This is a genomic window from Sphingobium sp. SA916, from assembly GCF_002894065.1.
Lineage (GTDB): Bacteria > Pseudomonadota > Alphaproteobacteria > Sphingomonadales > Sphingomonadaceae > Sphingobium > Sphingobium fuliginis.
In genome coordinates, this window is record NZ_LXYF01000060.1 from 17,484 (window position 1) to 38,574 (window position 21,091).

Consider the following 21,091-nt stretch of genomic DNA (forward strand, 5'->3'; position numbering starts at 1 on the left):
GCGAAGCCCTGAATGATGAAGAGCCGTCGCGGGAAAGAAGGAGAGCAGTTTCGACTGGCTGAGCGTGAACCAGGGACGAAGGCGACCCGGCGCCCCTCACGCAAATTCATCCATCGAAGAAGGAAAATGGGGCGATCGACGGGATCCGAACCCGCGACCTCCGGTACCACAAACCGGCGCTCTAACCAACTGAGCTACGATCGCCACAGGGGCTGTGCCCCTTGAGAGAAGGGCCACATATGCGGCCCTTCCCGCGCCGTCAAGCGGCCTGATGCGGAAAAAGCCGCAATGCCGAAATAAAAAGAAAAGGGGTGAGAAGCGTGATGCCCCCACCCCTTTTCATGCCTTGGAAGATCAGCGCGCATGAGAGCCCCGCTCCCTGCTGCCGCGCTCAAATCCGGCAGTCTCTCTCCGATAAAAATTACGCCAACCGCGATGCCGGCTCGAAAACGGACCGAGGCGCTCCGCCGGGGAGCGCCCCTTGAAAATCCTTAGTTGACCGAGTCCTTCAGGCCCTTGCCGGCCTTGAACTTGGGCTGGGCCGAAGCCTTGATCGTCATCGTCTCGCCCGTGCGCGGGTTGCGGCCGGTCGAGGCCTTGCGCTGCGAAACGGAGAAAGTGCCGAAACCGACCAGACGAACTTCATCCCCCTTCTTCAGGGCTCCGGTGATGGCGTCGAAAACACCCTCAACGGCCTTGCTGGCGTCGCTCTTGGAAAGGCCGCTGCTTTCAGCGACTGCGCTGATAAGATCCTGCTTGTTCATGCCTTGGGAACCCCCTTCTAGCTGTTTGGATAGTTTAGGAATCGCGGCGTAGGCGGCGCAATAAGGCCCAGCTTTCGGGCCTTGTCAAAGAGAAAGCGGCGTCGGCGGCCGGTCAAGCAAGATTTTATGGTAAAAGCTTGCTGAATAGCCGTGCGACGCCGCTTTCCTTAGTCAGCTTAGTGACGAATGGACGCTTCCCCGTCCCGCCCCTGCGCCGGGTTCGGCTGGGCGGCAAGGTCATCCTCCTCGGTCCACGCGATCGCTTCCGGCTTGCTCATCAGTGCGCGGGCCAGCACCTCATCGACATGGGACACGGGAACGATCTCCAGCCCTTCCTTGATATTGGCCGGAATCTCCGCCAGATCCTTCTCGTTTTCCGCGGGGATCAACACCGTCTTGATGCCGCCCCGCAGCGCTGCGAGCAGCTTTTCCTTGAGGCCGCCGATAGGAAGGACGCGGCCCCGCAGCGTGACTTCACCGGTCATCGCCACATCCTTGTGCACCGGAATGCCGGTCAGGGTCGACACGATGGTCGTCACCATGCCGATGCCTGCCGAGGGGCCATCCTTCGGCACCGCGCCTTCGGGAAGGTGGATGTGGATATCCTTGCGGGTGAAAATGCTGGGCTTGATCCCATAGCCGGGCGAGCGCGCCTTCACATAGGAGAAGGCGGCCTGGACCGACTCGTTCATGACCTCGCCCAGCTTGCCGGTGGTCTTGATCGCGCCCTTGCCGGGCACGGTCACCGCTTCGATGGTCAGCAGTTCGCCGCCCACCTCGGTCCACGCCAAGCCCGTCACCGCGCCGATCTGATGCTCTTCCTCACCCACGCCGTGGCGGAATTTACGCACGCCGGCATAGTCGGCCAGATTGTCCGGCGTGATCGTCACCTTGTCATAGGCGCCTTCGAGGATCTTGCGCAGCGCCTTGCGGGCGAGGCGCGCCACTTCGCGCTCCAGCGTGCGGACGCCGGCTTCGCGGGTGTAGTAGCGGATCAGATCGCGAACCGCCTCCTCCGTGACGTCGAGTTCGCCTTCCTTCAGGCCGTGGGCGTCGATCTGCTTGGGCAGCAGATGCCGCTGGGCGATCTCGACCTTTTCATCCTCCGTATAGCCTTCGAGCCGGATGATCTCCATGCGGTCGAGCAAAGGCTGCGGCAAATTCAGGGAGTTGGCGGTGGTCACGAACATGACGTCTGAAAGGTCGACGTCGATCTCCAGATAATGATCCTGGAACTTGCTGTTCTGTTCGGGGTCCAGCACCTCCAGCAGCGCGGAGGCGGGGTCGCCGCGAAAATCCTGTCCCAGCTTGTCGATTTCGTCCAGCAGGAAGAGCGGGTTCATCGTCCCGGCCTTCTTGAGGTTGGTCAAGATCTTGCCCGGCAAGGAGCCGATATAGGTGCGGCGGTGCCCCCGGATTTCCGCTTCGTCGCGCACGCCGCCCAGCGACTGGCGCACGAACTCCCGCCCGGTCGCCTTGGCGATCGAACGGCCGAGCGAGGTCTTGCCGACGCCCGGAGGGCCGACGAGGCACAGGATGGGGCCCTTCAGCTTGTTGGTGCGCGCCTGCACCGCGAGATATTCGATGATCCGGTCCTTGACCTTCTCCAGCGCGAAATGATCCTCATCGAGGATCGCCTGCGCCTTTTTGAGGTCAGTCTTGACCTTGCCCTTCTTGCCCCAGGGCAGGCCCAGCAGCACGTCGAGATAGTTGCGCACCACCGTGGCTTCGGCGGACATGGGCTGCATGCCCTTGAGCTTCTTCAGCTCCGCCGTCGCCTTGGCGCGGGCTTCCTTGCTCAGCTTGGCCTTGGCGATCTTCTCGGTGAGTTCAGCGAGTTCGTCGCCTTCTTCGCCATCGCCATTGCCCAGTTCGCGCTGGATCGCCTTCAACTGCTCATTGAGATAATATTCGCGCTGGGTCTTCTCCATCTGCCGCTTCACGCGGCCGCGAATCTTCTTCTCCACCTGGAGCACGCCCAATTCGCCCTCCATGAAGGCGAAGACCATTTCGAGGCGCTTGACCGGATCGGCCTCAACCAGCAGCGACTGCTTGTCGGCGACCTTGACGTTGATGTTGGCGGCGACGGCATCGGCCAGACGCCCCGCATCCTCGATCTCGCGCAACTGCACGGGGGTTTCCGCCGGCAGCTTCTTGTTGAGCTTGGCGTAATTTTCGAACTGCTCCGCCACCGAACGCATCAGCGCGGCGGCCTCCGGCCCTTCGGCGTCGATTTCCTCGACCGCCGTCACATCCGCGACCATATGGCCGTCGGCCTGTCCGATGCCGTCCAGCCGGGCGCGCTGCTTGCCCTCCACCAGCACGCGAACGGTGCCGTCGGGCAGCTTCAGCAATTGCAGCACCACGGCGATGACGCCGGTGTCGTAGAGCGAATCCTGGCCCGGATCATCCTCCGCCGGGTCGAGTTGCGACACGAGGAAGATTTCCTTGTCGCCTTCCATCGCCGATTCGAGCGCGGCCACGCTCTTGTCGCGGCCCACGAACAGCGGCACGATCATCTGCGGGAAGACGACGATGTCGCGCAGAGGAAGCAGGGGATATTGCGTAGTCATTCACTCTCCGGGGTGACATTCCACCCAGTCATGCGGTTCATCGCCTTTATGGGGATGGTCGCCGCATGGTTCAATCATGCGTTATGGGATCGCAATGATGAATAAAGGCTGATCCCCGGCACGCTCACGATCAGAAAGGCAGCTTGAAGCCGGGCGGCAGCGGCAGGCCGGCGGTCATCTTGCCCATTTCGGCGCTGGACACTTCATCCGCCTTCTTGCGCGCATCGTTGAACGCGGCGGTGATAAGGTCCTCCAGCATCTGCTTTTCCGACACGGCGAGCAGGCTGTCGTCGATGGCGACGCCCAATATGCGCCCCTTGGCCGAGGCGCGGACCTTGACCAGTCCGCCGCCTGCGCTGCCCTCCACCTCCAGCTTGTCGAGATTTTCCTGAGCGCGTTGCAGTTCCTCCTGCACGCGGCTCGCCATGCCCAATATTTCGTTCAGATCCTTCATCGCTCTGCACTCCATTGTTCGAGCTCGTCGCCAAGCTCGGCATCGGGGAAAGCAGCCAACGCCGCCTTGACCACCGGGGTTTCCATGATTTCCGCACGGGCATCCGCCGCCTTGCGCATTTCCTGTTCCAGCAGGGTCGGCGCAGCAGGACCGTCGACGGCGCTGACGCGCCAGGCCGTGCCGGTCACCTCGCGCAGCGCCGGGTTCAGGCGGGCAAGGAAATCGGACGACAGGGAAGACGTCGGGGCATAGTCCAGTTCCGGCGCGGCATAGCGGACAAGGCCGATGCAATCATGCATTTCCTGCGCAAGTTGCCCCTTGCCGCGCTGCCAGAAGGCTTCGATCAGCTCTTCGAAGCTGGCCGGAAGTTTCGCGGCGGGTGATCCGGAGGGTATGGCGGCGGGCGCCTGCCCCGGAGCGGCGGCTGCAGGCGCGCCTTCGCGCAGCAGGCGGGCGATCTCGCCGGGGTCGGGCATGGTCGCGGCGTGCATCACGCGCAGCAGCGCCATTTCGCAGCTTTCGATCGGCAATGCCGCGCTGGCAACCTCTTCATGGCCCTTCAGCAGCAATTGCCATAGCCGGTGCAGCGGCGCGAAGCCGAGTTGCGAGGCCCAATCCGCCAGAGCCTCGCGCTCCTCCGCCGACTGGCCGGGATTGGCGATGTCGCGGCCCGCCTTCACCAGCGTCACCGCATGGACCAGTTCCAACAGGCCGCGCATCAGCGAGAGCGGCTCCACGCCAAGCGCATATTGATCGCGCACCGCGCCAAGCAGCGCGCCGGTGTCGCCTTCGAGCAGCAGGCCCAGCAGGCGGCGTGTGGCGCCCCTGTCGGAGAGGCCCAGCATGTCGCGAACCTGCACGGCGGTGACGAGCGGGGCGCCTTCGCCCATTTCCGCATGCGCTATGGCCTGGTCCAGGATGGACAGGCCGTCGCGGGCCGAACCCTCGGCCGCCTGGGCGATCAGCGCCAGCGCATCGGGTTCGGCGGCGACCGATTCCGCCTCCACCACATGGGCGAAATGGGCGGCGAGCAGTTCGGCGGGGATGCGGCGCAGGTCGAAGCGCTGGCAGCGCGACAGCACCGTCACCGGCACCTTGTTCACTTCCGTCGTGGCGAAGAGGAATTTCACATGCGCCGGCGGCTCCTCCAGCGTCTTCAGAAGCGCGTTGAAGGCGTTCTTGGACAGCATGTGAACTTCGTCGATGATATAGATCTTGTAGCGGGCCGAAACGGCGGCGTAGCGCACCGCCTCTATGATTTCCCGCACATCGTCGACGCCGGTATGGCTGGCGGCGTCCATTTCGACCACGTCGATATGGCGTCCCTCGGCAATGGCCATGCAGGGTTCGCAGACGCCGCAGGGATCGATGGTGGGACCGCCCTGCCCGTCCGGACCGATGCAGTTCAGCGCCTTGGCGATGAGGCGCGCGGTGGAGGTTTTCCCCACGCCGCGCACGCCGGTCATCAGGAAGGCATGGGCCAGGCGTCCCCGGCGGATCGCATTGCCCAGCGTCTGGACCATCGCGTCCTGCCCGATCAGTTCCCGGAAATTGCGCGGGCGATATTTGCGCGCGAGCACGCGATAGGGCTGGGGGGAATCGGACATGCGAATCTTCTAGCCGTTCGTACGGGGCTTGGCGACCCGAAGGGCAGCCTTCATCGTTCCAACATCGAAAGAAGAAGTGGACGCCGTCAGGCCCGGTCCGAACGGATGCTGTTTGGAGGTGGGAGCCGGAACGACCCGCAGCGAAATCACTGTGGCTGCTTCCGTCAGGACCTGACCAGGTTCGCGACGACTACGTCCGCCCGACTCCCGGCGCGGCATATGGCGAAAGGTGGCGGTTATGGCAAGGGGCCAAGGAAAGGGATCGCCAGAAGAGCGCCGTATTCCCTGCAAGGTCGCGGCTTTATTCCAGCCCCGTCTTCTGCGCCTTCCCGACGAAATCCAGCGCCGCGCGGGCGGTTTCGGCTATGGCGGCTTCGGCGGCCCTGGCGTCGATGGTCGGGCGGTCGAGATAGATGGCGAGGATATATTCCTCGCCCGACGGGGCCTTTACCAGCGCCACGTCATTATAGGCGGTGCCGCAGCTTCCGGTCTTGCTGCCCGATGTCCAGCCCTTGGGCAGGCCCGCCTTGATCCGGTTGGCGCCGGTTGTGCTGGCATTGAGCCAGCCGCGCAGCTTTTCGGCGCTTTCCGGCGCGAGGTCGCGGAAGATCAGGCGGCCCATCAGGCCGGCCATGGCGGCAGGGCTGGTGGTGTCGCGCTCGTCGCCCTCGACATTCTCGTTGAGCGAGGGCTCATTGCGGTCGAGCCGCGTCACCATGTCGCCATGGGCGCGGATGAAGCGGGTCAGGCCCTCCGGCCCGCCGACCATCGGCAGCAGCAGGTTGGCGGCGCTGTTGTCGCTGACCTCCACGGCTGCCGCCGCCAGTTCCTCCATCGACATGCGGCCGCGCTTCGCATTCTTCCTGACGACCGGGGCATAGTCCAGGAGATCGGACCTGGTGAAGCTGATCTGCCCCTCCAACCCGAACTTGCCGCCTTCCGCCCCGGTCAGCACGGCTGCGGCGAGCGGGGCCTTGAAGGTCGAACACATGGCGAAGCGCTCGTCCCGGTTGAAGCCCAGCATCAAAGCGCCCTTGCTGTCGACCAGCGCGACGCCCAGCCGGCCGCCGGTCGCGCTCTCTATCTCCTTGGGATTGCGCACGGATGCCAAAGCGGATTCGCTCACCATGTAGCGGGGCGCTGGCGGCAGGAGCGAAGGTCGCGGCGCCTCCTGCTGCGCGAAAGCCGGCGCGGCGAGCAGCAGGGCCGCAAGCATCAGGCGCTTCGACAAGCCTACATTCCCTGCATATTATAGGATTCGCCCGGAATGCGGACCGTCAGGCTGTCCAGCTTTTCGTCCAGCACGATCTGGCAGGACAGGCGGCTGGTTCGGGTCGCGGCGGCGGCAAGGTCCAGCATGTCCTCCTCATCTTCGCTCGCCCGCTTCAGCTTCGGGAAGTCGGCGGCATCGACGATGACATGGCAGGTGGAGCAGGCCATCTGCCCCTCGCAGGTTCCCTCGAGCGGCTGGCCCGCTGCCTGCGCGACCTCCAGCAACACGGCGCCTGTCGGCGCTTCGACCTCCTGCTTATGCTCTCCATCGGCGCTGATGAAGACGACCCTGGTCATGATATGCGTTCCCCGCTCTCTGTTGCCGCGTGATGCGAAAAACGGTTTTCCGCTCTTTCGCACGACGCTTCATGGCGCCCATATTTGGGCTGCCCTGTTCATTGCCTCCGCCGCATCCCCCAATTCGGCCAGTGTCGTGTACCGGCCGAAGCCGATCCGCACCGATCCGCGCGCCTCCGCGTCTGAAAGGCCGAGTGCGCGCAGCACATGGCTAGGCCGCCCGGACCCACTTGCGCAAGCGCTGCCGAGCGAAAAAGCGACATCGCGGCATTCCGACAACAACCGCGCGCCGTCGACTCCTGCCCTTCGGAGGTTCAGATTGCCATGATAGCGCAAATCCTCGCTGCCGTTGACTGTCCATTGGGAGAAGAGGCCATGGGCGGCGCTCCAGAGCGCTTCCACATGCAGGCGGTCGCTTTCCGCGCGTTCGCGCATCAGCCGGGCGGCGGCCCCGAAACCCGCGCACAGGGCCGGCGAAAGGGTGCCCGAACGCAGGCCGCCCTCCTGGCCGCCGCCGTGGATGATCGGCGTGAGAGTCACGTCCTCGCGCAGCCAGAGCGCCCCGATGCCTTTCGGCCCATGGATCTTGTGGGCGCTGATCGCGATCATGTCGCAGCGGGGCGCGATGGGCACGCGGCCATAGCCCTGCACGGCGTCGCAGAGGAACAGCGCGCCTGCGCTGTGCGCAAGGTCGGCCAGCTCTGCAACAGGCTGGATGACGCCGATCTCGTTATTGACCAGCATGGCCGCGACGAGCGCCGTGCCGGGACGGATCGCCCTGGCGGCTTCTTCAAGATCGACGATCCCGTCGGGACCGACTGGCAGGATCGTGACGTCCCGACCCGCCCGGCGCAGCGCGTCGACCGTGTCGAGGACAGCGGCATGCTCTGTGGCGATGGTGACGATGCCGCCCGGCGGAGCGCCCTGGATCGCCATGTTGAGCGCCTCGGTCGCGCCGGAGGTGAAGATCAGGCGGCCGCCATCGGGCAGCAGCTTCAGGATTTCCGCGCGGGCAAGATCGACCTGCGCGGTGGCGGCGCGGCCCAGCCTGTGGGCGCTGTGCGGATTGGCGAACTGGTCGCGGAGCAGGGGGACCATCGCATCGAAGGCTTCGGGCGCAAGAGGCGTCGTCGCCTGATAATCGAGATAGATCGTCACCGGGCCCGCCCCGCCATCCGGGTCCAGGCCGCGGCGAAGCGATCCAGATCCTTCTCGCTCGTATCCGGGCCGAAGCTGACCCGGACGACTTCGCCCGCCCGCGCATCGTCCCAGCCCATGGCATGGAGGACATGGCTGGTCTTGAGCGAACCCGAAGAACAGGCACTGCCGGCCGAAACGGAAATGCCGGCGAGGTCGAACTGGATAAGCTGGGCGCGGGCGGAAAGGCCGGGCATGCGATAGCTGGCGATGGTTGGGATGCGCGGGGCATTGCGGGCGACGATCTCTCCGCCGGCCGCTTCGATGGCGGCGTCGAGCCGCGCGCGAAGGATCGCGGCTTTGGAAAGCCAGTCCGTGCGCGCGTCGAGCGCCGCCGCCATGGCGAGGATGGCGGGCAGGTTTTCGGTGCCGGGGCGATAGCCCTGCTCCTGGCCGCCGCTCGGGCGGATCAGCGCAAGATCCTTGATCAGAAGCGCGCCCGTGCCCGGAGGACCGCCGAATTTATGCGCGCTGATCGCGATCATGTCGGCATCCGGGAGGGGGAGTTTGCCTGCACTCTGGGCGCAGTCCGCGAAAAGAACGGCGCCCTTGCGGTCTATCGCGTCGAGAGGCTGGATGACCCCGGTTTCGTTGTTGACATGCTGGATGGCAAGGATGGTCTCATGCCCCTCCTCCTCGCAACGGCGGGAAGGACCAAGGAGAAGGCCATTTGCGTCCACCTGAAGCCGCTCGGCCTGGGGCGTGACGCGCAGGACCGAATCATGTTCGACGGGAGAGGTCAGGATGCGGTCAAAGCTGGCGCGGCCCAGCGCGATGGCGATGGCTTCGCTCGCGCCGGAGGTGAAGATGATCTGTCCGCCCCATCCCAACGCCGCGCCGATGCGCCGCCGGGTATCCTCCAGCAGGGCGCGGGCGGCGCGGCCGTCGCCATGGGGGCTGGACGGGTTGGACCAGTTCTCCATCGCCTCGACCATCGCTGCCCTTGCCTGGGGCAGGATCGGCGTGGTGGCGGCGTGATCCAGATAGAGACGGTCGGAAGCCACGGATTTGGGAAGACTCATTGATTGCGGAAATGGTGGCGACTTCTATATAGGCGGTCTGTCGCGCAGCGCCAGCACTGGCTGCTGCGCCCTCTCCATTCGCGGCTCGCCCGGTTTCGGGTTGGGCCGCCCAGAACCATAACAGGTGCCATGCCCGACGTTATTTTCCCCGGACCCGAAGGTCGCCTCGAAGGCCGCTTCAGCCCGCCGCCCCGCCCCCGCGCGCCCGTCGCGATGATCCTGCATCCGCACCCGCAGGGCGGCGGCACCATGAACGACCGCATCACCCAGGCGCTCTACAAGACCTTCGTGCGGCGCGGCTTCGCCACCTTGCGCTTCAACTTCCGGGGCGTCGGGCGCAGCCAGGGCACGTTCGACAACGGCATTGGCGAACTGTCGGATGCCGCCGCCGCGCTCGACTGGGTGCAGAGCTTCCATCCGGAGGCGCAGACGACCTGGATCGCCGGCTTCTCCTTCGGTGCGTGGATCGGCATGCAGCTTTTGATGCGCCGTCCGGAAATCCGGGGCTTCATCTCGGTAGCGCCGCCGGCGAACATGTATGACTTCTCCTTCCTGGCGCCCTGCCCCTCCTCCGGCATCATCGTGCAGGGGACGGCGGACGAGGTCGTGACGGCAAGCGCCGTGCAGAAGCTGGTGGACAAGCTGCGCACGCAGAAGGGCATCACCATCCACCATGACGAAATCCGTGGCGCGAACCATTTTTTCGAGCATGAACTGGACCAGCTCATGAAGTCGGTCGACAATTATCTCGACATGCGCCTGTCGCCGGATTCTCCGATCCGATAAGGCGATTGCCGCTGTTCGAGGTGGAGGGGCTGCTGCGGCGGCCCCTTTTCTTTTTGGCCCATCGTACATGGTCCTCCCGCAAGGGAATGGAAGCTGCGGTTGAGGCGGCTGAGGAATTTTGCGCTTGGCCCGTCGGCATGCGGGCTTTAGCGGCAGCGCCCCATGACCGATCCGAAGAACGACGTCCGCCTGATCTGGAGCCGCTATTACAGCGCCTTCGTCCCCGCTCCCGCCGGTCCCGGCTTCCTGGACCGGCTGAAGGCGGCGAGCGGCGCCATTGGCGGCATCGCCGTTACGGGGCTGCTCTGCGGACTGATGCTGGGAAACGGGATCGCCCATCCACTGCTGGTCGCACCCATGGGCGCATCGGCGGTGCTGCTTTTTGCCGTGCCCGCCAGTCCACTGGCCCAGCCCTGGCCGGTATTGGGCGGCAATATCATATCGGCACTGGTCGGAGTCATGGTGGTCCGGCTGATCCCCGATCCCACCATCGCCGCCGCGCTGGCGGTAGGCTGCGCGATCGGCGCCATGTCGGTGCTGCGCTGCCTCCACCCGCCCGGAGGCGCCGTCGCCCTCTCCGCCGTATTGGGCGCGACGCATGGGGCGCCGAGCTATATGTTCGCGATCGTGCCTGTCGGCGTGAACACGGCGCTGCTCGTGACCGTCGCAATCCTCTTCCACCGGCTGGCCGGGCACAGCTATCCCCATGTCGCGGCCAAGGCGGCGACCACCCATGGCACCAGCGACCCCGCGCCGATCCTGCGCACGCCGTCCGAACAGGACGTGGAGGAAGCGCTGAACGCCTATGGCGACAGGCTGGACGTGAATGCGGCCGACTTGCAGGCGGTGCTGCACGATGCGGAAATGCGGGCGGCCGAGCGGGCGCATGGCAGGCTGACGTGCGGCGAGATCATGTCGCGCGATGTCGTCACCGTGCGGGCGGGCCAGCCGGTGGCCGCGGCGCGGCAATTGCTGCACGATCGGCGGCTGCTGTCGCTTCCCGTGCTGGACGATGCCGGCCGTGTTCAAGGCGTGGTGGGCCCGCTGGATCTGGCGAGAGAGGGCGGGCGGGTGCAGGACATCGCGTCCGAGCCCTATATCGTGCATGCGGACACGCCGGTGGCGGCTCTGCTGCGGCCATTGACCAGCGGTGCCCGGCGCGAGGCGATCGTGGTCGATGATGATCGGCGGCTATGCGGACTAGTTACACAGACCGACCTGCTGACGGCGATGGCCTTTCGGGCCTAGCGGGCGTTTTCCGGCACCGGCAGGTCCGGCCCGGGAATCGCGGAGATGGCGACATTGCCGAACATCACCAGTCCGGCGAGGATCATCAGCGTGCCCCGTTTGCGGTCGCCCTTCTTCACGATGGCGTAGGCGCCGCCGCCGGTCAGCGCCATGCCTGCGAGCATCAATATGGATAAAATCGTGCCAGCCATGAAGCAGGCCATAGGTCGGCCGGTGGACTGTGGCAATATCGCGGCGCTGCCCCTATGAGGCGCGGGAACGAATCACCTTTTGCGTGAGTGGACAACCTTATCGTGAAAATCGCCATCGCTTCCGACCACGCCGCCGTCGATCTGAAGGCGGAACTTGCCGACTGGCTGCGCGGCGAAGGGCATGAGGTCGACGATCTGGGTCCAGCGACTGCAGACCGCGTGGATTATCCCGATTTCGGTTACAAGCTGGCGAAGGCGGTGGCGTCCGGCGCCGCCGAACGCGGCATTGCGCTCTGCGGATCGGGCATCGGCATTTCCATCGCCGTGAACCGCAACCCCGCCTGCCGCTGCGCTCTGGTGTCGGAACCGTTGTCGGCCGCGCTCAGCCGCGAGCATAATGATGCCAATGTCCTCGCCATGGGCGCGCGCCTGACCGGCGTCGACATGGCCAAGGCCTGCGTCTCCGCCTTCCTTTCCACCGATTTCGGCGGTGGCCGCCATGCCGGCCGCGTTGAAAAGCTCTCCCATCCCGCGCTTTAAGGAGCCTGCCCTATGAGCACCGCTACCCTCACCCAGCCCGACCTGTCGGACATCCGCTCCGAAGGCTATTTCACGCGCAGCCTGGCCGATGCCGATCCGGCGGTGTTTGCGGGCGTCACCAGGGAATTGAAGCGCGAGCAGAACCAGATCGAGCTGATCGCTTCGGAAAATATCGTATCCAGGGCGGTGCTGGAGGCGCAGGGTTCGGTCTTCACCAACAAATATGCCGAAGGCTATCCCGGCAAGCGCTATTATCAGGGCTGCGCCCCGTCGGACGAGGTCGAGCAGCTGGCCATCGACCGCGCGAAGGAAATCTTCAACTGCGGCTTCGTCAATGTGCAGCCCCATTCGGGCGCGCAGGCGAACGGCGCGGTGATGCTGGCGCTGACCAAGCCGGGCGACACCATCATGGGCCTGTCGCTCGACGCCGGCGGTCACCTGACCCATGGCGCGAAGCCCGCGCTGTCGGGCAAATGGTATAATGCCGTGCAATATGGCGTGCGCGAGGATACGCACCTCATCGATTATGACGCGCTGGAGGCGCAGGCGATCGAAGCAAAGCCCACGCTGATCATCGCGGGCGGTTCGGCCTATCCCCGCCACCTCGACTTCGCCCGCTTCCGCGCGATCGCGGACAAGGTCGGCGCGCTGCTGATGGTGGACATGGCGCATTTTGCCGGGCTGGTGGCTGGCGGAGCGCATCCGACGCCCTTTGGCCATGCCCATGTCGTGACCACCACCACGCACAAGACCTTGCGCGGTCCGCGTGGCGGCATGATCCTGACCGATGACGAGGCCATTGCGAAGAAGATCAATTCGGCGGTGTTCCCCGGCCTTCAGGGCGGGCCGCTGATGCATGTGATCGCGGCGAAGGCGGTTGCCTTCGGCGAGGCGCTGCGTCCTGAATTCAGGACTTATGCGCAGGCGATCGTCACCAATGCAAAGGCGCTGGCTTCGAAGCTGGAGCAGCGCGGCCTTGCGGTGGTTTCCGGCGGCACCGACACGCATCTCGCCCTGATCGACCTGCGCCCCTACGGCATTTCGGGCAAGGATGCGGACGAGGCGCTGGAACGCAGCTTCATCACCTGCAACAAGAATGGCGTGCCGGGCGATCCGCTGCCGCCGACCAAGACCAGCGGTATTCGGGTTGGTTCCCCTGCGGGAACGACGCGCGGGTTCGGCGTTGCGGAGTTCGAGGCCATTGGCGACATGATCGCGGATGTTCTGGAGGGGCTGCGCGATCATGGCGAGCATGGCGACGCAGCCGTGGAAGCCAATGTGCGCGACCGCGTCTCCGTCCTCTGCGCCCGTTTCCCGATCTACGAAGGGTAAGCGCCCTTGCGTTGCCCCTTCTGCGCCCATGACGACAGCCAGGTGAAGGACAGCCGCCCGACGGAGGATGGCGCAGCCATCCGCCGCCGGCGTCAGTGCGAAGCCTGCGGCGCGCGCTTCACCACCTTCGAACGGATACAGCTCCGCGACATCTGGGTGGTGAAGAGCGAGGGGCGCAAGGAAGCCTTCGACCGGGACAAGCTGGCGCGCTCCATCGGCATCGCCTGCCGGAAGCGGCCGATCGATCCCAGTCGGCTGGAGAAGCTGATCTCCGGCATCCAGCGGCAGTTGGAGACGTCAGGCGACGGCGAAGTTCCAGCGCGGGCGATTGGGGAAATGGTGATGGAGGGCCTGAAACGCCTCGACAGCGTTGCCTATATCCGCTTCGCCAGCGTGTACAAGGATTTCACCGATGCTCGGGATTTCGAGGATTTCGCCTCCACGGTGAAGGAGGTCGGGAGTGATTGAGGGCTCTCATGCCTCCCTCAACCTCCGTTCGTCCTGAGTAGCCATTGAGCCTGTCGAAATGGCGTATCGAAGGACCTTGCCATGACATTCCACGCCTATATGCTGCGCTGTTCGGACGGCAGCTATTATCTGGGGCACACGGATAATCTGGAAAGCCGCATCGCTCAGCATCAAGCTGGCGAAATTGCAGGATATACGCAAAACCGACGGCCAGTGTCTCTGGTCTGGCAACAGGATTTCGGAACTCGCGAAGAAGCACTGTCCGCTGAGCAGCGGGTCAAGGGCTGGTCGCGGAAGAAAAAGGAAGCGCTGATCGCTGGCGACTGGGACATGATCAGTCTGCTCGCGCGCAAGTCCTTCGATACGGGGCTTCGACAAGCTCAGCCCCTACTCAGGACGAACGGTAACATGGAAAAAATTACGCCCCTCACCCCCGTTATCGTCCTCGTCCGCCCGCAATTGGGCGAGAATATCGGCAAGGCGGCGCGGGCCATGCTGAATTTCGGCCTGACCCAGATGCGGCTGGTGTCGCCCCGCGACGGCTGGCCCAATCCAGATGCCGGGCCGTCTGCGGCCGGCGCCGATGTGGTGCTGGACAAGGCGGAAGTGTTCGAATCGCTGGCCGACGCCGTGGCCGATTGCGCGCATGTCTATGCGACGACCGTGCGCAAGCGCGGCGTGACCAAGCCGGTGGTGACGCCCGAAGAGGCGGCGCGGGAGGTCCACGCTGCTGCCGGTCGCTCCGCCTATGTGTTCGGGCCTGAGCGGTCGGGACTGGAGACAGAGGATGTGGCGCTGGCGCGGAAAATCCTGACGGTGCCGATCAATCCGGAATTCGGATCGCTCAATCTGGCGCAAGCGGTGATCCTGTGCGCCTATGAATGGTCGAAGCAGGCCTCCCTGGAGCAGCCGACGGTGGTCGATCTGGGCGAACCGGCGCCGCAGTCGGAACTGGAAGGAATGATCGCGCAGTTCGAGAATCTGCTGGAAGGCGCAGGCTATTTCTTCCCGCCGGACCGTGCGCCCGCAACCAAGCGGACCTTGCGGAACCTGCTGACCAAGCCGGGCTGGAACCATCTGGAGGTGCGGACTTTGCGCGGAGTGTTGTCCGCATTGGGCAATCCACGGTCGCGCTGAAGGCTGGGCAACCCGTTCCTGCCAAGGCAGGCGCAGTTCACATCAAGCGTTAAGTCGATCGAACTCTGTCATCTCATACGCGATCGAGGCTTCGACCAACTGGTCCCAGAGCTTCGCGATCGCCTCCCCGGGCAGGCCCAGCCGTTCCGCTTCGGCGCGTGCATTTGCAATGACTTCCGCCTTGCGCGTTTCGTCACGGACCGCGCCACGCTCCGGCTTGATGCGGGCGGCGGCGCGCATATGGGCGAAACGCTGGGCGAGAAGGGCGACAAGCTGGCGGTCGAGTTCGTCCACGCCTGCGCGGACTTCAGCCATGGTCGTGTAGCTTTCGGGGTTCATGGCCCGCTCACCTAAGCCGGGAACACCGGCCTGTCGAGGGTTGACATGCCCCCCGCCCTTCGTCATAGGCGCCGCTTCGCGATTGGCTCCGCATCCCGGTGAAGCGGTGGCCCTGCCCTGAAATATGGATCGCAGGCGATACCGGGGACAACGTTATAAGCAATTGTCTTAGGAATATATCATGTCGAAGCGTTCAAGCGCCAAGTACAAACTCGACCGCCGCATGGGCGAGAACATCTGGGGCCGCCCGAAGAGCCCGGTCAACAAGCGTGAATATGGCCCCGGCCAGCATGGCCAGCGCCGCAAGGGCAAGATGTCCGACTATGGCATTCAGCTCCGCGCCAAGCAGAAGCTGAAGGGCTATTATGGCGACGTCACCGAAAAGCAGTTCAAGAAGGCCTATATCGAAGCCGCCCGTCTGAAGGGCGACACCGGCCAGATCCTGATCGGCCTGCTGGAGCGCCGCCTTGACGCCGTCGTCTATCGCGCCAAATTCGCTCCGACCATCTGGTCGGCCCGTCAGCTCGTGTCGCATGGCCACATCTATGTGAACGGCGTGAAGTGCAACATCGCGTCGCGTCTGGTGAAGCCGGGCGATGAGATCACGCTGGGCAAGAAGGCGCAGGAAATGGCGCTCGTCCTGGAGGCTCAGGGCCTGCCCGAACGCGACATTCCCGACTATGTCGTCGCGGACGGCGCTGCCAAGGTCACCTATGTCCGCGTGCCGACGCTGGACGAAGTGCCCTATCCGGTGAAGATGGAACCCAATCTGGTCGTCGAATTCTATTCCCGCTGATCCGGTTTCGCTTCCGGCGAGACATTCAGGAAGGCGGTCCTTCGGGGCCGCCTTTTTTGTTTGTCCGCTCGGCTTGTTTGACGCCCGGCCAACTGGCATCAACGGAGCATTCGCAGTCTTTTCAAAGGCCTTGCCATGCGCGTGCTTTTCCTGACCTCTCTCATCGCCCTTGCCAGCGGGAGCGCGGCGATCGCCGCTTCGACCGACGGCGGTCCTTCGATCGATACGATGAAGGAGGTCGTGAAGGAGATTTCCTCGGACGCCTATGAAGGACGCGCGCCCGGAACGGCGGGGGAGGAGAAAACCCTTGCCTATCTGGTGCAGCGTTTCGAGGCGCTGGGGCTGAAGCCCGGTAACAAGGGAAGCTGGTTCCAGGACGTGCCGCTGGTCGAGATCGACGCGAAGAATGTGTCGCCGCTCCGCTTCACCGGCGGCAAGACGGCGGTTTCGGCCAGTTACGGCCCTGAGATGGTGATCGCCACCTACCGCACCGGCCAGCCGCATATCGAGGTGAAGGACAGTCCGGTCGTCTTTGTCGGCTATGGCATCCACGCGCCGGAGAAAAAGTGGAACGACTATGACGGCGTCGATGTGAAGGGCAAGACGGTCCTCATCCTGGTGAACGATCCGGATTACCAGACGCCCACGCTCCGCGGCCCGTTCAATGGGCGGGCAATGACCTATTATGGCCGCTGGACCTACAAGTTCGAGGAAGCGGCGCGGCAGGGCGCGGCGGCGGCGATCATCGTGCACGACACGGTGCCGGCCGCCTATGGCTGGAACGTCGTGCAGTCGAGCTGGACCGGCGCGCAACATGTCGCGGACAGCGCCAATGGTAATGCGGACCAGTCGGCGGCCATCGGCTGGATGCAGAAGGACAAGGCCGCGGCGCTGGTGGCAAGTGCGGGCCTCAATCTCGACGCGCTGACGGCGGCGGCGAAGAAGCGCGGGTTCAAGGCGGTCCCGCTGAAGGGCGTGAAGGCCAGCGTCTCCTTCGACAACGCCATTCGCAAGCATAGTTCGAAAAATGTCGTCGCCCTCCTTCCCGGCACGAGGCGGCCTGACGAATATGTGCTCTATGCCGCGCATTGGGACCATCTGGGCCATTGCGAGGCGGCCCCAGACGGCGACGACATCTGCAACGGCGCGATCGACAATGCCACGGGAACGGCGGCGCTGGTCGCGCTGGCGGAGGCGAATGTGAAAGCTGGGGCGACGGATCGCAGCCAGGTCTTTCTCGCGGTGACGGCGGAGGAATCGGGCCTGCTGGGATCGGCCTATTATGGCAACCATCCCGTCTTTCCGCTCAGCCGGACCGTGGGCGGCGTCAACATGGACGCACTCAGCATGGCGGGCCCTGCGAAGAATGTCGTGGTGATCGGCAAGGGCAAGTCGCAGCTTGACGCCTATCTCGACCGCGCGCTGGCGGCGCAGAAGCGGGTCGCCAGCCTGGAGCCGACCCCGGAGAAAGGCTTTTACTACCGCTCAGACCATTTCAGCTTCGCCAAGCATGGCGTGCCGATGCTCTATTTCGAAGGGGGGCAGGATCTGGTGAAGGGCGGGCCCGCCGCGGGCGCAAAGGCGGCCAAGGACTATGAAGAGCATCGCTATCACGGCCCCAAGGATGAATATGATCCCAAATGGGACTGGAGTGGAGTGAAGGCGGACCTGAAGCTCTATTATGATGTAGGGCGGGCGCTGGCGAACACGACCGACTGGCCCAATTGGATGCCGGGCGACGAGTTCCGGGCGATCCGCGACAGGAGCCGGGCGACGAAATGACGGATTTCCGCCATTTCGGGCAAAATCCTGCGCCGAAGTTCACACCATATGCGCGCGCGTGCCTGCGCGCGCGTAGGCGTGGCGAAGCGATTGGCAGGACGTTTCAAAGAGCGGTGCGGAGATAGGCCGGGCGGCGCGGAATAGGACAGACCTGAATTGCCTTCATCAAGAAATAGGATGTTTTTGGAATCACCTGTTGCCGATTGGACACGCACTGCGTGAGGTGTCCCGTTCGATCGTCTTGGGGGAGGCGACCATTTTACGCCGTAGCCGCCTGAGACCGGCTTGCTCGAAAGCTGTCATTCGATCAGACACGACCGTGATCGGATTGCAATGAGGAGGCTAGATGCGGAGTTTCGAGCTACGTGCTGCGCGGGATAGCGATTTGGATCGCTTGCAATTCATATCAGCACAGGCACGCGAGCGTTATCGCTCCATCCCGGCATTGTCTCACATCGCTGATGCTCCTCCGCTTACTACGGACAGGTTCAAAGCCTGTCATGTGGCGGTGGCGATAGGGCTAGACGACCCAAGTCCCATCGGCTTTGCAGCATCGAGGCCCCTCGACGGCCTTCTTTATCTGGACAATATATCCATCGCGGCCGATGCATCCGGACGCGGCATCGGATCGGCGCTTCTGTCATCGGTCATCAAGCACGCAGTCACATTGCGAGCCCCCGCGGTATCGCTCACCACGTTTAGGCAGCCGGCTTGGAACGGGCCGTGGTTTCGAAGGCACGGGTTCAAGACTATGCGCGCAGACCGGATCGGTGTGGGCCTGCGGGAAGTGATGGAACGGCAGCGGAGAACGCTCGATCCAGACAGCAGGGAAACACTGCTGCGCATTCTTTAATGACTGTATCTCTGCGTTATAGGCAGAACCGGTCATTCCGCCACCCACCCAAATCGGTCAACCGTCATAATGCCTCTGGAATGCGCAACCCGATCCTGTAGAGGGCGCTGAGGACACCCCTCGATCAGGAGCCAAGCCCATGACTTTCCGTATGCCCGCCGAATGGGCGCCGCACGAGTGGACATGGATCGGCTTTCCGACCGCTGCCGAGGAGTGGCCCGGCGCGTTCGAAGATGCGCGGCGGCAGATCGCGCAGTTCGCGAGCGCGCTGCATGCCGGCGGCAAGGGCGAGGAGGTGCGGCTGGTCTGCGCCAGCAAGGGCGATGCGGACGTCGCCCGGGCGCTGGTTGCGCCGGGAGTCACCATCGTCGTGCAGAAGCTGGGCGATGTCTGGCTGCGCGATACGGCGCCGATCGCGGTGATGCGGGGCAGGGAAAGGGCGCTGGTGGATTTCGGCTTCAACGGCTGGGGCGGCAAATATCGGATGCCGGGCGACGAGGACATAGGCGCGCGGCTGGCGGCGACGACGGGACTGCCGACATCGACCCAGAACTGGGTGTTCGAAGGGGGAGCGGTCGACACCGACGGCACCGGCCTGTTCGTGACGACGGAACAATGCCTGCTCAATCCCAATCGCAACCCCGAACTGGACCGGGGGAAGATCGAAACATTGCTGGCGGGATCGCTGGGGCTTTCGGACATGTTGTGGCTGGGCAATGGCCTGCTCAACGATCATACGGACGGGCATGTCGACAATCTGGCCCGCTTCGTGGCGCCGGGCGTTCTGGCGCTGCCGGAGGCGAGCACGGACGATGATCCCAACACGGCCGTCTATGCCGACGCGCGGGAGCGGGCCAGGGCGTTCGGGGTCGAGGTCGCGTCCATCCCCTCCCCCGGCCGCGTGGTCGTGGATGGAGAGGTCATTCCGGCGAGCTACATGAATTTCGCCATCGGGAATGCCGCCGTCATCGTGCCCGTCTATGGCCAGCCCAATGATCAGGCGGCTCTGGATGCGCTCAAGCCCTTCTTCCCCGGCCGGGAGATCGTCGGGCTGCGCAGCGACGCGATCCTGTCTGGCGGCGGCAGCTTCCATTGTTGCAGCCAGCAGATGCCGTCCGCCTGAATGAGCGCGATGCTGGCGTTGCGGGCGCTGATCTCCGGGATCATCATCGCCATCGTGTCGGTGGTGTCGCGGCGGTATCCGGGGCTGGGCGCGCTGATCGCGTCATTGCCGCTGATCTCGGTGCTGGGAATGATCTGGCTGTGGAACGACAGGCCGGATGCGGAGAACATGGCGCGCCATGCGGAGGCGACATTCTATTATGTCATCCCCTCCCTGCCCATGTTCCTGCTGATCCCCATATTGTTGCGCCGTGGGGTTTCCTTCGCGCCGGCGCTGATCGCGGGTTGCGCGGTCACGATCCTGCTCTATCTCGTCACCGTCGCCATTGCCGCCCGCATGGGCATTCGTCTTTAGGGTGTTATCGATGACCAAAGTTACCGTCGCCGCGCTCCAGCTCGCCTTTTCCGACGATCGGGCGGACAATATCGAAATGGTCGCCGGCCATGTGGTGAAGGCGACGGCGCGCGGCGCGAAGATCGTCCTGCCGCCCGAGCTGTTCGAGGGCCCCTATTTCTGCAAGGTCGAGGAGGAGGAGCTCTTTGCCAACGCCCTGCCCCTGGACGAGCATCCCGCCGTGCAGGAAATGCGCAAGGTGGCGAAGGCCGAGGGCGTCTATATCCCGACCAGCTTCTTCGAGCGCGACGGCCATCATCATTACAACTCGCTCGCCATGATCGACGATGAGGGCGAGATCATGGGCGTCTATCGCAAGAGCCACATTCCCGATGGGCCGGGATATGAGGAGAAATATTATTTCCGCCCCGGCAATAGCGGGTTCAAGGTGTGGAAGACGAAATATGGCACCATCGGCGTCGGCATATGCTGGGACCAATGGTATCCGGAAACGGCGCGGGTGATGGCGCTGATGGGCGCGGAGATGCTCTTCTATCCGACCGCCATCGGGTCCGAGCCCTATGACGCGGACCTCGACACCAGCCGCATGTGGCGCCGGGCGATGATCGGCCATGCCGTCAGCAACTGCATGCCCGTGATCGCCGCCAACCGCATCGGCGAGGAGGACGGCCAGAAATTCTACGGCCACAGCTTCATCACCGATGAGTGGGGCGATTTCGCCGCTGAGGCCGACGGCAAGGACAATGGCGCGCTGGTGGCGACGCTGGATTTGGATCAGGCGAGGATGCACCGGGCGGGCATGGGCTTCTTCCGCGACCGGCGGCCGGAGCTTTATGCACGGATCGCGCAGGACATCTAGAGCAGATTCCGATCCGATTGCATCGGCTCGACTGCTCTAAGTTTTTGTTTTGTCGCGTTTTCCGAGTCAGCAGATGATTCCATCTGCTTGGAAAACG

The 21,091-nt window shown here is 64.3% G+C and carries 22 protein-coding genes, 1 tRNA gene and 1 other RNA gene; 12 read left to right on the forward strand and 12 right to left on the reverse strand.

Annotated features, from left to right (window positions below):
- Positions 1-127 precede the first annotated feature (127 nt).
- The 10 genes from A8G00_RS18255 to A8G00_RS18300 all read right to left on the reverse strand — a co-directional run bounded on the left by A8G00_RS18255 (position 128) and on the right by A8G00_RS18300 (position 9,168).
- A tRNA-His gene (locus A8G00_RS18255) sits at positions 128-204 on the reverse strand.
- 287 nt (positions 205-491) lie between these two features.
- Positions 492-764, reverse strand: coding sequence for an HU family DNA-binding protein (locus tag A8G00_RS18260; RefSeq protein WP_007688799.1), 273 nt, complete (start codon positions 762-764; stop codon positions 492-494).
- A gap of 176 nt (positions 765-940) precedes the next feature.
- A complete protein-coding gene (gene lon, locus A8G00_RS18265) occupies positions 941-3,337 on the reverse strand; it encodes an endopeptidase La (protein WP_103001340.1) in 2,397 nt (798 codons plus the stop codon).
- Between the two features lie 130 nt (positions 3,338-3,467).
- Positions 3,468-3,791: a YbaB/EbfC family nucleoid-associated protein gene (locus A8G00_RS18270; protein ID WP_025549830.1), complete on the reverse strand. Its 324-nt coding sequence runs from the start codon at positions 3,789-3,791 to the stop codon at positions 3,468-3,470.
- Complete coding sequence (locus A8G00_RS18275) at positions 3,788-5,398, reverse strand: DNA polymerase III subunit gamma/tau (protein ID WP_103001341.1); 1,611 nt, start codon at positions 5,396-5,398, stop codon at positions 3,788-3,790. The genes A8G00_RS18270 and A8G00_RS18275 overlap by 4 nt, the downstream gene beginning before the upstream one ends.
- A gap of 114 nt (positions 5,399-5,512) precedes the next feature.
- Positions 5,513-5,610: signal recognition particle sRNA small type (gene ffs, locus A8G00_RS18280), an RNA gene on the reverse strand.
- An 89-nt stretch (positions 5,611-5,699) separates the two neighbouring features.
- Complete coding sequence (gene blaSGM / locus A8G00_RS18285) at positions 5,700-6,614, reverse strand: SGM family class A beta-lactamase (protein WP_103001355.1); 915 nt, start codon at positions 6,612-6,614, stop codon at positions 5,700-5,702.
- A 17-nt stretch (positions 6,615-6,631) separates the two neighbouring features.
- Positions 6,632-6,967, reverse strand: a complete 336-nt coding sequence (locus A8G00_RS18290; protein WP_025549833.1) for a 2Fe-2S iron-sulfur cluster-binding protein — start codon at positions 6,965-6,967, stop codon at positions 6,632-6,634.
- Positions 6,968-7,036: 69 nt separating this feature from the next.
- Positions 7,037-8,125, reverse strand: a complete 1,089-nt coding sequence (locus tag A8G00_RS18295; protein WP_253258032.1) for a cysteine desulfurase family protein — start codon at positions 8,123-8,125, stop codon at positions 7,037-7,039.
- Positions 8,122-9,168 carry a cysteine desulfurase family protein gene (locus A8G00_RS18300; RefSeq protein ID WP_103001343.1) on the reverse strand — a complete coding sequence of 349 codons (1,047 nt, stop codon included), beginning with the start codon at positions 9,166-9,168 and terminating at the stop codon, positions 8,122-8,124. Before A8G00_RS18300 ends, A8G00_RS18295 begins: the two co-directional genes overlap by 4 nt.
- 147 nt (positions 9,169-9,315) lie before the next feature.
- Here A8G00_RS18300 and A8G00_RS18305 point away from each other — a divergent pair, with 147 nt between their 5' ends.
- Together A8G00_RS18305 and A8G00_RS18310 are read left to right on the forward strand one after the other, a co-directional pair.
- The gene (locus A8G00_RS18305; RefSeq protein ID WP_013040443.1) at positions 9,316-9,972 is read left to right on the forward strand and encodes an alpha/beta hydrolase; all 657 of its coding nucleotides are present in this window, start codon (positions 9,316-9,318) and stop codon (positions 9,970-9,972) included.
- A 162-nt stretch (positions 9,973-10,134) separates the two neighbouring features.
- Positions 10,135-11,220: an HPP family protein gene (locus tag A8G00_RS18310; protein ID WP_025549836.1), complete on the forward strand. Its 1,086-nt coding sequence runs from the start codon at positions 10,135-10,137 to the stop codon at positions 11,218-11,220.
- Here A8G00_RS18310 and A8G00_RS18315 read toward each other — a convergent pair.
- Entirely contained in the window at positions 11,217-11,411 is a 195-nt protein-coding gene (locus tag A8G00_RS18315) for a hypothetical protein (RefSeq protein ID WP_103001356.1), read from the reverse strand. The two genes, A8G00_RS18310 and A8G00_RS18315, sit on opposite strands and share 4 nt — an antisense overlap.
- Before the next feature lie 102 nt (positions 11,412-11,513).
- On the opposite strand from A8G00_RS18315, the gene rpiB reads away from it, so the two are divergent.
- From rpiB to A8G00_RS18335, 4 genes are all read left to right on the forward strand, one after another.
- Entirely contained in the window at positions 11,514-11,951 is a 438-nt protein-coding gene (gene rpiB, locus A8G00_RS18320) for a ribose 5-phosphate isomerase B (RefSeq protein ID WP_025549838.1), read from the forward strand.
- A 12-nt stretch (positions 11,952-11,963) separates the two neighbouring features.
- Entirely contained in the window at positions 11,964-13,283 is a 1,320-nt protein-coding gene (glyA, locus tag A8G00_RS18325) for a serine hydroxymethyltransferase (protein ID WP_103001344.1), read from the forward strand.
- A 6-nt stretch (positions 13,284-13,289) separates the two neighbouring features.
- A complete protein-coding gene (gene nrdR, locus A8G00_RS18330) occupies positions 13,290-13,751 on the forward strand; it encodes a transcriptional regulator NrdR (protein WP_013040447.1) in 462 nt (153 codons plus the stop codon).
- Positions 13,752-13,832: 81 nt separating this feature from the next.
- A complete protein-coding gene (locus A8G00_RS18335) occupies positions 13,833-14,888 on the forward strand; it encodes a TrmJ/YjtD family RNA methyltransferase (protein WP_103001345.1) in 1,056 nt (351 codons plus the stop codon).
- A 42-nt stretch (positions 14,889-14,930) separates the two neighbouring features.
- On the opposite strand, the gene A8G00_RS18340 is transcribed toward A8G00_RS18335, so the two are convergent.
- Entirely contained in the window at positions 14,931-15,227 is a 297-nt protein-coding gene (locus A8G00_RS18340) for a chorismate mutase (protein ID WP_103001346.1), read from the reverse strand.
- 181 nt (positions 15,228-15,408) lie between these two features.
- Here A8G00_RS18340 and rpsD point away from each other — a divergent pair, with 181 nt between their 5' ends.
- From rpsD to aguB, 6 genes are all read left to right on the forward strand, one after another.
- Complete coding sequence (gene rpsD, locus A8G00_RS18345; protein WP_103001347.1) at positions 15,409-16,023, forward strand: 30S ribosomal protein S4; 615 nt, start codon at positions 15,409-15,411, stop codon at positions 16,021-16,023.
- Positions 16,024-16,158: 135 nt separating this feature from the next.
- The gene (locus A8G00_RS18350) at positions 16,159-17,805 is read left to right on the forward strand and encodes a M28 family metallopeptidase (protein WP_103001348.1); all 1,647 of its coding nucleotides are present in this window, start codon (positions 16,159-16,161) and stop codon (positions 17,803-17,805) included.
- 346 nt (positions 17,806-18,151) lie between these two features.
- Positions 18,152-18,658: a GNAT family N-acetyltransferase gene (locus A8G00_RS18355; protein WP_103001349.1), complete on the forward strand. Its 507-nt coding sequence runs from the start codon at positions 18,152-18,154 to the stop codon at positions 18,656-18,658.
- Between the two features lie 139 nt (positions 18,659-18,797).
- Positions 18,798-19,781 carry an agmatine deiminase family protein gene (locus tag A8G00_RS18360; RefSeq protein WP_103001350.1) on the forward strand — a complete coding sequence of 328 codons (984 nt, stop codon included), beginning with the start codon at positions 18,798-18,800 and terminating at the stop codon, positions 19,779-19,781.
- A gap of 9 nt (positions 19,782-19,790) precedes the next feature.
- Positions 19,791-20,135, forward strand: a complete 345-nt coding sequence (locus A8G00_RS18365; RefSeq protein ID WP_082718815.1) for a DUF3147 family protein — start codon at positions 19,791-19,793, stop codon at positions 20,133-20,135.
- Positions 20,136-20,145: 10 nt separating this feature from the next.
- Positions 20,146-20,994, forward strand: coding sequence for an N-carbamoylputrescine amidase (gene aguB / locus A8G00_RS18370; protein WP_103001351.1), 849 nt, complete (start codon positions 20,146-20,148; stop codon positions 20,992-20,994).
- The last annotated feature ends 97 nt before the right edge of the window (positions 20,995-21,091 follow it).